The organism is Providencia sp. UF-183, assembly GCF_058246155.1.
Genome location: NZ_JBSICD010000023.1, coordinates 1 through 11,545 on the forward strand (window position 1 = coordinate 1; position 11,545 = coordinate 11,545).

Sequence of the window (11,545 nt, forward strand, 5' to 3'; positions counted from 1 at the left end):
CGGTAGTTCAGTTGGTTAGAATACCTGCCTGTCACGCAGGGGGTCGCGGGTTCGAGTCCCGTCCGTTCCGCCACTTAATTTAGGGGCGTAGTTCAATTGGTAGAGCACCGGTCTCCAAAACCGGGTGTTGGGAGTTCGAGTCTCTCCGCCCCTGCCAGTTACCAATTAAGTAATAATAAAAGAAGTATCTATTGATAACCCGGTTATATTAATCGGGTTTTTCTTTATCTAAATTTTGTAAATATCCTTTCTCCTATTATCACTTCCACGAATTGCCCATTGTATATATCAATCTATTCAAAGCTACTTTTAGTCGCCTAGCTTCTTTATTCTTTAATGTATATGCGAAGCCATTTTTATGAATTGGAATTAGGCAAAGTTTTTCGTTGTTTAGAGATCCAACCTAGAAAAAACATAAACATCCTTAGTGAAATTTAAATTTAAATTTAAATTTAAATTTAAATTTGATTTTGTTATTCGAATGAACATGCCAGAGAGTATCCTAATTTGCTAAAAGGATTCAGAAAATTAAATTAACAACGAAGTGAGTTATGGTTAGATTGCTCTCGTTTTCGCTACAGAAAGCATTGCAGGTTTATTTGAATTATTTTTTATGCCACGTTTGCCAATGAGGCGTATTCAATAGCATAAAGTTAATTATTCAAGGCTCAGAGCTAGGAAGTACGTGTGATTGCCGCTTAGCTGGATACCTGTAATGGCGCATTTTTTATTGGTGTTTTAATTAGTTGATTAATAAGCGCCTGTTGATCATTTTTTTGTAACCATACCGCATATAGTGGCTTACTTATAGGGGCTTCTGACAGTATTTTTAGTGCGGGATAGTGATGTACCCAATGAGCGGGTAAATATGCGGCAGAAAGCGATACAGGGAGTAATTGGCGTGTAATATGCGCCGATGTTGTGATCATCACGGGTGCATCCGCTTGAGTCAGTGCTGATTCATTTTTGGGATGAAAATCCGCTCCCCATTCTAGCTTTATGTAATTGTAATTCGTTAGAGCGATGTTCTTTTGTGATGCCATTAGCTGTAGTTCTATAGCACCAATGACAGTACTTTCGAATTCATCCATTTTAGGTGGCTCTGTTGCTATCAGTAAATCTAATTCTCTTGAATGCAATTGTTTTACGAGTGATTGACGGGTGGAAACGCGCGCTTCTAATCGTAATTCGTCGTGTTGAGTATAAAGCGCTTCTACCCAATCAGTGAGGTAGCCTTCCCAGAGTGATGCGGTCGCGCCAACTGAGAGTTCAGTGTGTTGTGATGCATGAGAAATTTCTTTTTTAGCTTGTAGCCATGTGTTCATCAACGATTCGGCATAGGGTACTAAACGCTCACCAGCAGCAGTTAATCGAATATTATTTCTGTGGCGAGTGAATAAACTTGTGCCCAACTGAGTCTCTAGCTGCCGGATACGAAAGCTGACAGCAGATTGCGTCAAATAGAGTGACTCAGCAGCTCTGCCGAAGTGCCTAGTTTTGCTAACCTCTAAAAAAGTTCTCAATAACTCGCTGTCCACATGCATCTCCAATTATTTTTGTCGTGATGATTCAAATGTTTTGTTTTACAGATTGTCAATGCTGTCTAATACTCCGCGCCATATAGAGTTTGACTGCAATAAGTTAGGAGTGTGTCAGATGGCAGATAGCTTCATCACGACTAATCGTTTTTTTGATACTAAGCATTACCCTCGTGGCTTTTCTCGTCATGGTGATTTCACCATTAAAGAAGCTCAGCTGCTAGAGCGTCTAGGCCAAGCTTTTAATGAGCTAGATACAGGTAAACGCGCTGCGCAAACTGAAGAAGAAAAACTCTTCGTTGCTGTTTGCCGCGGTGAGCGCGAGCCTGCTACTCCAGAAGAAAAAGTTTGGGTAAAATACTCTAGTCGTATTAATCGTCCAAAACGTTTCCACACGCTCTCTGGTGGGAAACCTCAGATAGATCCTTCGGAAGACTATACTGATACAGATGATTAATATTACCATCGTATAAGATAAGGGACTGCGGTCCCTTTATTTTTGTACGATGGGTCATATTCACCAACTCCTCCCTTCAGCTTACTTGTTTTTGCAAATGAAGCAATAACTTATCCATTGCTCGGTACCCGAGAGCTTCTAATAAATGAATTCGTTCAATACTTGAGCACTCATTGAGATCAGCAATGGTTCGAGAGACCTTTAAGATCTTATGCCACGCCCGAATAGAAAGGCCTAACTTGTTTAAAGCATGTTCTAAGAATAAGGCATCTTTAGGGGATAGTGAGCAAAATTTTGTTATTTCTTTAGATGTTAGTAAATTATTTATTTTCCCAGCTCGTGTTATCTGAGTATTCCGGGCGCGAATAACACGGCATTGTATTTGTTCACTGTTTTCTCCTTGATTTACAGGGCGACTTAATGAGCCTAGAGGGAGTAAAGGTATCTCTATGGAAAGGTCAAAACGGTCTAAAAGCGGCCCAGATATGCGAGAAAGATAACGTAAAATAGATATTGGGGAAGAGCGACTCATTTCCCCTTGATATTGCCCTGTAGGACTCGGATTTAGTGCAGCGATAAGTTGAAAATTAGCTGGGTAACAGACTTTGGCTTTTGCTCGAGAAAGACTAATTTCTCTTGATTCGAGCGGTTCTCTTAAAGAATCTAAAACAGCACGACTAAATTCTGGTAATTCATCTAAAAACAAGATGCCATGATGGGCGAGTGAAATTTCCCCAGGTTTAGGTAGAGAGCCGCCACCAATCAGTGCAGCCATTGAGGCGCTATGATGAGGGGCTCTAAATGGCCTTATAGGCCAAGTTAAGGTGTCTTGGGTATTCTGGCTCAAACTATGCAATGAAGCGACTTCTAGCGCCTCCTGAGACGTAAGAGAGGGCAATAAAGTAATAAGCCGGCTAGCAAGCATTGTTTTACCTGTTCCTGGGGGACCTAAAAGCAGTAGATGGTGCCCTCCCGCAGCGGAAATTTCGAGGGCTCGCTTTCCTTGTTCTTGCCCAATAATATCGTTGATATCATCGTCATTTTTAGCTGATGGGGGTGGTTGATTTATCTGGCAGTTAAATTCGAGCTCATTACCCCCATTAAAATAATGGCAAAGTTCTAATAGAGAGCTTACAAACTGAACGCTATTTTCGGGTAATAAATTTAATTGGTGTTGATTTTTCGAGGAAATAATTAGTGTTCGTTGTTGTTTTAATGCTGCTTTCGCCGCAGGGATTGCGCTACTGACATAACGGACGTCACCAGAAAGGGCAAGTTCACCTAAAAATTCATGTTTATTTAAAGCATCATGTGAAATTTGCCCTGATGATGCGAGTATGGCTACTGCGATAGCAAGGTCATAGCGACCACTTTCTTTTGGTAAATCTGCGGGAGCCAAATTCACCGTTATTTTTTTCGCTGGGTACTCAAATCCACTGTTTAATAATGCACTTCTGACTCTATCTCTAGATTCTTTGACTGCAGTTTCAGGTAAACCAACTAATGTTAGCCCTGGTAATCCATTACTAATATGAGCCTCAACTGTGACAAGTGGTGCCTCCATACCTATGGAAGCTCTAGTATAAACAATCGCCAATGCCATAAAACCTCCGATATAATTAACAGAGTAATATTCTGTTAAAAATTGACCGACACTTAACACATGAAAATGATATTTGCGAAGCGACTCGATAATTTGTTTGTGTAGTTGCTTAACTGTTTTATTTTTTTGGGAGCGGCTTCTAGGATTTGATATCTTTAGGGTTTTGGTTGTTTTTGATGTGGTGCATTTTAATGGAGCTTTGGATAAGGTTAAGAAAAAATGACTAATTGAGCGAAATGGAATCGGCCCATTTTTAAGAAAAGACAATGGGTGATATAGCTGATTATGCTAGCAGTTTTATGGATAAGTACTGCATTATTGCTAATTTAATAGCGCATTATGTTGATTTTGAATTAAGTTATTGATTTTAAATTGGTTAAACATTTCGAAATTAAATAAATCAAATAAAAGTTGTCAAAGTAATTTTAAAATGATACCTCTTAATAAGGACAACAAATAAAAGTTAAAAAAGCAAAACTCATGAACGCATTTATCCAAGCAGTTAGCCTAATTATTATTAGCGTGGTGGTGATTATTATCCCACCGTGCGGGGCTGCACTTGGACGACGAAGGCTAAAATAACAGCCAGATCTTACGAGAACCCCGCACCGAAAGGCGCGGGGTTTTTTTTGACATGAATATTTGTTAACCCAAGAAAATCAAATAAAACATAATAAATACAAATAGATAAGAAAGGACGACAGGAGAAAAACATGACGGGAGCACAATGGTTAGTCCAAGCATTACGAACTCAAGGGGTTGATACTGTTTTTGGTTACCCCGGAGGTGCAATCATGCCAGTGTATGACGCGCTGTATGATGGTGGGGTAGAACATTTGCTGTGTAGACATGAACAAGGCGCGGTGATTGCAGCAATTGGCTATGCTCGCTCAACAGGTAAAACAGGTGTTTGTATTGCTACATCAGGTCCCGGAGCAACAAACGTCATTACTGGGTTAGCGGATGCATTGTTAGACTCCGTCCCTGTTGTTGCTATCACAGGGCAAGTGGCTTCCGCGTTTATTGGCACAGATGCTTTTCAGGAAATTGACGTTTTAGGGTTATCTCTGGCCTGTACCAAACATAGTTTTTTAGTTGAATCGATAGATGATTTGCCTCGCATTCTTGCTGAAGCTTTCGCAATCGCAAATAGTGGGCGTCCTGGACCTGTACTGATTGATATTCCGAAAGATATTCAGTTGCAACACGCAGAGCTATCTCCTTTTTTAATGCCTGTGGAGCAAGAAATGTCATCTCCGGAGACAGAGATACAGCAAGCGAGAGCATTGCTGGAGCAAGCAGAAAAACCAATGTTGTATATCGGTGGTGGTGTTGGAATGTCAGGTGCGGTTTCTGAATTACGGGAATTTATCACCTATACCGGGTTACCTTCTGTTTCAACATTAAAAGGGTTAGGTGCCGTTGACCCAAAAGATGCGAATTACCTAGGAATGTTAGGAATGCATGGCACGAAAGCTGCCAACATTTCCGTTCAACGATGTGATTTGCTGATTGCCGTTGGGGCGCGTTTTGATGACCGTGTAACGGGAAAATTAAATACCTTTGCGCCGAATGCTAAAGTCATTCATATCGATATTGACCACGTTGAGTTGGACAAATTGCGTCAAACTCATGTTGCTTTACATGGTGATGCAAAAGCGTTATTACCAAAATTAATGTTGAAAAAATCAATTGCACCATGGCAATCCGAAGTTCAACAGTTAAAAGCAGAGTTTGGTTGGCGTTATGACCACCCAGGTGAGCCTATTTATGCACCGCTCTTATTGAAACAATTGTCCGATAAGATGAAGCCAAACACCGTTGTGACAACGGATGTAGGACAACACCAAATGTGGTCAGCACAGCATATTACGGTAGATGCCCCTGAAAACTTCTTAACATCAAGTGGGTTGGGTACGATGGGATTCGGTGTTCCTGCCGCGATCGGCGCACAAGTCGCGAGGCCGGAAGACACAGTTGTTTGTGTGTCTGGTGATGGCTCATTCATGATGAATGTCCAAGAGTTAGGCACCATCAAACGTAAACAATTGCCTGTCAAAATTCTTTTATTGGATAACCAACGATTAGGTATGGTTCGCCAATGGCAAGAGCTGTTCTTTGAACAACGTTATAGCGAAACGATATTAACGGATAATCCTGATTTTGTTGCTTTAGCCAGTGCGTTTGGCATTAAAGGGCAGCGTATTACAGATAAATCACAAGTAAATGCAGCATTAGACGAATTATTGAATAGCGAAGGTGCCTACTTATTACAGGTATCAATTAATGAATTAGAAAACGTCTGGCCGTTGGTTCCACCAGGGGCGAGTAATGAAAAAATGATGGAGAAACCATTATGATGCAACATCAACTCTCGATATTGGCCCGTTTCCGTCCTGAGGTTTTAGAGCGTATATTAAGGGTCACTCGCCATCGTGGATTTAAGATAAATGCCATGAATATGGGACAGTCACCAGATGGCGATAATGTTAATATTGAACTGACTGTAAGTAGTCAAAGGCCGTTAACCCAGCTTTGTGCTCAGTTAACTAAGCTTTCTGACATTACAGAGGTTGAAGTGCTACAACAAGAATCACGACTATTACGCACACAAAGTGCAATGTAAGGAAGATAAAAATGACTAAGAAAGCTGACTTTATTTGGTTTAACGGTGAAATGACGCCATGGGCTGATGCAAAGGTTCATGTAATGTCTCATGCTCTGCATTATGGTACATCAGTGTTTGAAGGCGTCCGTTGCTATGATTCTCATAAAGGACCTGTGGTTTTCCGCCACCGTGAGCACATGCAACGTTTGCACGATTCTGCAAAAATTTACCGTATGCCTGTCAGCTACAGCGTAGAAGAGTTAATGGAAGCTTGTCGTGCGACTTTACGCAAAAATAACTTAGTCAGCGCATATATCCGTCCATTAGTGTTTATCGGTGATGTCGGCATGGGAGTTAACCCACCGGATGGTTATAACACAGACGTCATCTTAGCGGCTTTCCCTTGGGGCGCTTATTTAGGCGAAGAAGCCTTAGACCAAGGAATTGATGCAATGGTGTCTTCTTGGAACCGTGTTGCACCGAATACTATCCCTACAGGTGCAAAAGCGGGTGGTAACTATTTATCATCGTTATTAGTGGGTAGCGAAGCACGCCGTCATGGTTATCAAGAAGGTATTGCACTAGACGTTCATGGGTATCTCTCTGAAGGTGCAGGTGAAAATATTTTTGAAGTGAAAGATGGGATTTTATATACGCCTCCGTTCACATCATCAGCATTACCGGGTATTACCCGTGATGCCATTTTAACCTTAGCAAAAGATATGGGCATCGAAGTTCGTGAGCAAACACTATCACGCGAATCCCTATACCTTGCTGATGAAGTCTTTATGACAGGCACCGCAGCAGAAATTACCCCTGTACGCAGCGTTGATGGTATCCAAGTTGGTATTGGTCGTTGTGGCCCAGTCACGAAACAAATTCAGCAAGCATTCTTCGGTTTATTTAATGGTACAACGGAAGACAAATGGGGCTGGTTAGATCCAGTAAACCCTTAATAACTAAATTGAAATAGATGTTACAGGCGGACGTTCCCCGCCTGTTTTAAACACGGGAGTTAAAGATATGCCTAAGTACCGTTCAGCAACAACAACTCATGGTCGTAATATGGCGGGTGCGCGCGCATTGTGGCGTGCAACTGGAATGACCGATGCTGATTTTGGAAAACCCATTATTGCAGTTGTGAACTCATTTACTCAGTTTGTGCCTGGTCACGTACATTTACGCGATCTTGGTAAACTGGTTGCAGAGCAAATTGAAAACGCAGGTGGCGTAGCAAAAGAGTTTAATACAATTGCGGTTGATGATGGGATTGCCATGGGGCATGGCGGAATGCTGTATTCCTTACCTTCCCGTGAATTAATTGCCGATTCTGTCGAATACATGGTCAATGCACACTGTGCAGACGCTATGGTGTGTATTTCTAACTGCGACAAAATCACCCCAGGTATGTTAATGGCGTCATTACGCCTCAATATCCCTGTTATTTTCGTATCTGGTGGCCCGATGGAAGCAGGGAAAACCAAGCTTTCAGACCAAATCATTAAATTGGATCTCGTTGATGCGATGATCCAAGGGGCAAACCCGAATGTGAGTGATGCGGATAGCGAACAAATCGAACGTTCAGCTTGCCCAACCTGTGGTTCATGCTCCGGTATGTTTACGGCAAACTCCATGAACTGCTTAACGGAAGCATTAGGCTTATCTCAGCCGGGTAATGGCTCGTTATTAGCCACTCATGCAGACCGCGAAACGTTATTTATCAATGCGGGTAAACGTATTGTCGAGTTAACAAAGCGCTATTACGAAAAAGATGATGAAAGCGCGTTGCCTCGCAATATTGCGAATAAAGCGGCGTTTGAAAATGCGATGACCCTTGATATTGCGATGGGTGGCTCGACCAATACCGTTCTTCACTTGCTGGCGGCAGCACAAGAAGCCGATGTTGATTTTACAATGGAAGATATCGACCGCTTATCTCGCAAAGTCCCGCACTTATGCAAAGTGGCACCAAGTACACAGAAATACCATATGGAAGATGTTCACCGTGCAGGGGGCGTCATTGGTATTTTAGGTGAATTGAGCCGCGCAGGCCTATTGCAAGAAAATGTCACCAATATTTTAGGTCTGACTTTTCAAGAAACATTGGCGCAATATGATGTCATGTTGACGAAAGACGAAAGTGTTAAGTCTATGTTTTCCGCAGGGCCTGCGGGCATTCGTACCACTAAAGCATTTTCACAAAATTGCCGTTGGCCTTCACTGGATACTGACCGTGAAAATGGCTGTATTCGTAATATTGAGAATGCGTATAGCTTGGATGGTGGTCTGGCTGTACTGTCTGGAAATATTGCGGAAGATGGTTGTATCGTCAAAACGGCTGGCGTTGATGAAGGTAGTTTAACCTTCCGTGGTCCTGCAAAAGTATTTGAAAGTCAAGATGATGCGGTTGAATCAATCTTAGGTGGTAAAGTCGTTGAAGGCGATGTAGTAGTGATCCGCTACGAAGGGCCAAAAGGTGGGCCGGGAATGCAGGAAATGCTGTACCCAACGTCTTACCTGAAATCAATGGGATTGGGTAAAAGCTGCGCACTTATCACGGATGGCCGTTTCTCAGGCGGTAGTTCAGGTCTGTCAATTGGGCATATTTCACCTGAAGCAGCAAGTGGCGGCTTATTAGCATTGGTTCAAGATGGCGATATTATTGATATCAATATTCCAAAAAGAACAATGGTGCTGGATGTCAGTGAAAGTGAGCTTAACCAACGTCGTGAAGCTGAATTAGCCCGTGGTGATAAAGCCTTTACACCACGTGACCGTCAGCGCGAAGTCTCTTTTGCTCTGCGTGCCTACGCTTCCTTAGCAACCAGCGCAGATAAAGGCGCTGTACGCGATAAGTCGAAATTAGGGGGCTGATGTGGCAGCGGCAAAACCATTACCCACAGCACCGACAAGTGCTGATTATTTAAAGGCGGCGCTGAGTGCGCCAGTCTATGAGGCGGCTCAAGTTACGCCGCTTCAGCAAATGGATAAAATATCTGCACGTTTAGGCAATACGATTTTGGTTAAACGCGAAGACAGGCAGCCTGTACACAGCTTTAAGCTACGCGGGGCTTACGCCATGATTGCCACGTTAACGGAAGAGCAAAAAGCCAAAGGCGTTGTGACTGCATCGGCAGGAAACCACGCACAAGGTGTTGCGCTGTCAGCAAGCCGCGTTGGCGTTAAAGCCAAAATTGTCATGCCTGTAGCAACGGCGGATATCAAAGTGGATGCGGTTCGTAGCTTTGGTGGCGAAGCCATTTTACACGGCGCGAATTTTGATGAGGCAAAAGCCAAAGCGATCGCTATGGCGGCAGAGGAGGGTTATACCTTTGTCCCGCCTTTTGACCACCCATCGGTGATTGCTGGGCAAGCGACGATTGCGTTGGAATTATTACAGCAAGACGTACATCTAGACCGTATCTTCATCCCAGTTGGCGGTGGCGGCTTAATCGCTGGCGTAGCGGTTATTATCAAACAACTGATGCCTGAAATTAAAATCATTGGTGTTGAAGCGGAAGATGCAGCGTGTTTGAAAGCCGCATTAGAAGCAGGGCACCCCGTTGATTTACCGCGTGTCGGGTTATTTGCGGAAGGTGTCGCTGTTAAACGTATCGGTGATGAAACGTTTAGATTGTGCCAACAGTATGTAGATGATGTTATCACGGTCGATAGCGATTCTATCTGCGCAGCCTTGAAAGATATTTTTGAAGATGTCCGTGCAATTGCCGAGCCGTCAGGCGCTTTAGCACTGGCAGGGCTGAAAAAATATGTCCAACAGCACAACATTAAAGGTGAACGTTTAGCGCATATCCTGTCTGGCGCGAATATGAATTTCCACGGGCTGCGTTATGTCTCTGAGCGCTGTGAGATTGGTGAGCAACGCGAAGCGCTGCTAGCGGTGACGATCCCTGAGCAAAAGGGCAGCTTTTTACGCTTTTGCCAGCTATTAGGGCACCGTGCTATCACGGAGTTTAATTACCGTTATACGGATGCAGACCCAGATCGCGCCTGTATTTTTGTTGGGGTGCGCTTAAGTGGTCGTGATGGCGAGCGAGCAGAAATTATCCAAGAGCTCAGAAGCAACGGCTATGACGTTGATGACTTATCTGATGATGAAATGGCGAAGCTTCATGTGCGTTATATGATTGGCGGCCGTCCATCCAAACCATTAGATGAAAGACTGTATAGTTTTGAGTTCCCAGAGTCCCCAGGAGCGTTGCTGAGATTTTTAGAAACACTCGGAACACACTGGAATATTACGCTTTTTCATTACCGTAGCCATGGTACGGATTATGGGCGAGTGCTGGCGGCATTTGAACTTGCAGGGCCTGAAGTGCGTTTTGATAGGCACCTTGATGCGCTAGGGTATGAGTACCACGATGAGACGGGCAACCCTTCTTTCCGTTTTTTCCTTGCGCCACAAGATAGCCAAAAAACCTTAGATTGAGTTGTCTGGGAGTAATTCCCAAAACGCTTTAATGAGCGGCTCACTTAGGCGTTTGCTGAGTAGGCAAACGCCGAGTTCAAAGGGCTCCACCATCGAAATATTGTCGAGTTGTGAAATACGGCTACGAACAGGCTCGGGGCTGTTATCCACCACCACACTTGGGATCAACGCGATACCACAACCAAGCGCGACCATCGATACAATCGCTTCATGGCCAGATACCGTCGCGTAAATAACTGGGTTATTGATGTGATGGCGGCGAAACCATAATTCGATACGTTTTCGTGATGGACCGTGTTCCGGCAAAATAAACGGCACCGTTGACCAATCAGGTTCAGCTTCCGTCACCATTGACCGTACCGCACAAGGCAACGATGGCGCAATGAGCACCAATGGAATTTCGCCAATTTTGGTGAAACGTACATTATCGGGTAAACGCTCTGGTTTTCCTGCAATACCAAGGTCTGCCTCGTGGGTTTCCACTTTTTCGACGGCATCTGCGGCATCTCCGGTAGTGAGTTTTATTTCGACTAACGGGTGTAAAGCACGGAATTTATCTAAAACTTGTGGTAAATGACTGTATGCAGCGGTGACTGAGCAAAAAAGATGCAACTCACCACTCAGTGATGGGCTTTGTTGATTAAGGGCATGCTGTAGTTGCTGATACTGCAACAAGGTTTGCTGTGCAAATTGTTTTAGGTGCTCGCCTGCTTGTGTGAGTTTTACCGAACGGTTATCACGGACAAACAACGGGTGACCCAGTTGCTCTTCTAAGCGTTGAATTTGCCGAGACAGTGTTGAAGGGCTGACATGCATGGCTTTAGAGGTACGGCCAAAGTGGCAGCTCTGTGCTAAATGCAAAAAAAGTTTCAGATCACGAATATCCATC

10 protein-coding genes and 1 tRNA gene are annotated in these 11,545 nt (G+C 43.7%); 8 read left to right on the forward strand and 3 right to left on the reverse strand.

Annotated elements, in window-relative coordinates; translation table 11 throughout:
- Window positions 1-81 precede the first annotated feature (81 nt).
- A tRNA-Trp gene (locus tag AC4IFT_RS18220) sits at window positions 82-157 on the forward strand.
- A 541-nt stretch (window positions 158-698) separates the two neighbouring features.
- Here the strand turns inward: AC4IFT_RS18220 and hdfR are convergent.
- On the reverse strand, window positions 699-1,544 hold the full coding sequence (gene hdfR, locus AC4IFT_RS18225; protein ID WP_490736573.1) for an HTH-type transcriptional regulator HdfR: 846 nt from the start codon (window positions 1,542-1,544) through the stop codon (window positions 699-701).
- Window positions 1,545-1,656: 112 nt separating this feature from the next.
- Here hdfR and AC4IFT_RS18230 point away from each other — a divergent pair, with 112 nt between their 5' ends.
- Complete coding sequence (locus AC4IFT_RS18230; RefSeq protein ID WP_490736575.1) at window positions 1,657-1,995, forward strand: MaoP family protein; 339 nt, start codon at window positions 1,657-1,659, stop codon at window positions 1,993-1,995.
- Between the two features lie 76 nt (window positions 1,996-2,071).
- On the opposite strand, the gene AC4IFT_RS18235 is transcribed toward AC4IFT_RS18230, so the two are convergent.
- Complete coding sequence (locus AC4IFT_RS18235; RefSeq protein ID WP_490752189.1) at window positions 2,072-3,598, reverse strand: YifB family Mg chelatase-like AAA ATPase; 1,527 nt, start codon at window positions 3,596-3,598, stop codon at window positions 2,072-2,074.
- 480 nt (window positions 3,599-4,078) lie between these two features.
- Here AC4IFT_RS18235 and ilvL point away from each other — a divergent pair, with 480 nt between their 5' ends.
- The 6 genes from ilvL (at window position 4,079) to ilvA (ending at window position 10,656) form a co-directional block, all read left to right on the forward strand.
- Window positions 4,079-4,180 carry an ilv operon leader peptide gene (ilvL, locus tag AC4IFT_RS18240; RefSeq protein WP_071524553.1) on the forward strand — a complete coding sequence of 34 codons (102 nt, stop codon included), beginning with the start codon at window positions 4,079-4,081 and terminating at the stop codon, window positions 4,178-4,180.
- Window positions 4,181-4,311: 131 nt separating this feature from the next.
- The gene (gene ilvG / locus AC4IFT_RS18245) at window positions 4,312-5,958 is read left to right on the forward strand and encodes an acetolactate synthase 2 catalytic subunit (RefSeq protein ID WP_490736579.1); all 1,647 of its coding nucleotides are present in this window, start codon (window positions 4,312-4,314) and stop codon (window positions 5,956-5,958) included.
- Window positions 5,955-6,224 (forward strand): acetolactate synthase 2 small subunit, encoded by a 270-nt coding sequence (gene ilvM / locus AC4IFT_RS18250; RefSeq protein WP_273804707.1) that lies wholly within the window; start codon window positions 5,955-5,957, stop codon window positions 6,222-6,224. The genes ilvG and ilvM overlap by 4 nt, the downstream gene beginning before the upstream one ends.
- Before the next feature lie 11 nt (window positions 6,225-6,235).
- Window positions 6,236-7,162, forward strand: a complete 927-nt coding sequence (locus AC4IFT_RS18255; RefSeq protein ID WP_219244983.1) for a branched-chain amino acid transaminase — start codon at window positions 6,236-6,238, stop codon at window positions 7,160-7,162.
- Window positions 7,163-7,229: 67 nt separating this feature from the next.
- Window positions 7,230-9,080, forward strand: a complete 1,851-nt coding sequence (gene ilvD / locus AC4IFT_RS18260; RefSeq protein ID WP_490736583.1) for a dihydroxy-acid dehydratase — start codon at window positions 7,230-7,232, stop codon at window positions 9,078-9,080.
- Between the two features lies 1 nt (window position 9,081).
- Window positions 9,082-10,656 (forward strand): threonine ammonia-lyase, biosynthetic, encoded by a 1,575-nt coding sequence (gene ilvA / locus AC4IFT_RS18265; protein ID WP_490752191.1) that lies wholly within the window; start codon window positions 9,082-9,084, stop codon window positions 10,654-10,656.
- Here ilvA and ilvY read toward each other — a convergent pair.
- Complete coding sequence (gene ilvY / locus AC4IFT_RS18270; protein WP_206083058.1) at window positions 10,648-11,544, reverse strand: HTH-type transcriptional activator IlvY; 897 nt, start codon at window positions 11,542-11,544, stop codon at window positions 10,648-10,650. The genes ilvA and ilvY overlap by 9 nt on opposite strands.
- Window position 11,545 lies beyond the last annotated feature (1 nt).

Excerpts from the sequence above, each read along its gene's own strand:
- hdfR (WP_490736573.1), bottom strand. The coding sequence starts at position 1,544 with ATGCATGTGGACAGCGAGTTATTGAGAACTTTTTTAGAGGTTAGCAAA.
- AC4IFT_RS18230 (WP_490736575.1), top strand. The coding sequence starts at position 1,657 with ATGGCAGATAGCTTCATCACGACTAATCGTTTTTTTGATACTAAGCAT.
- AC4IFT_RS18235 (WP_490752189.1), bottom strand. The coding sequence starts at position 3,598 with ATGGCATTGGCGATTGTTTATACTAGAGCTTCCATAGGTATGGAGGCA.
- ilvL (WP_071524553.1), top strand. The coding sequence starts at position 4,079 with ATGAACGCATTTATCCAAGCAGTTAGCCTAATTATTATTAGCGTGGTG.
- ilvG (WP_490736579.1), top strand. The coding sequence starts at position 4,312 with ATGACGGGAGCACAATGGTTAGTCCAAGCATTACGAACTCAAGGGGTT.
- ilvM (WP_273804707.1), top strand. The coding sequence starts at position 5,955 with ATGATGCAACATCAACTCTCGATATTGGCCCGTTTCCGTCCTGAGGTT.
- AC4IFT_RS18255 (WP_219244983.1), top strand. The coding sequence starts at position 6,236 with ATGACTAAGAAAGCTGACTTTATTTGGTTTAACGGTGAAATGACGCCA.
- ilvD (WP_490736583.1), top strand. The coding sequence starts at position 7,230 with ATGCCTAAGTACCGTTCAGCAACAACAACTCATGGTCGTAATATGGCG.
- ilvY (WP_206083058.1), bottom strand. The coding sequence starts at position 11,544 with ATGGATATTCGTGATCTGAAACTTTTTTTGCATTTAGCACAGAGCTGC.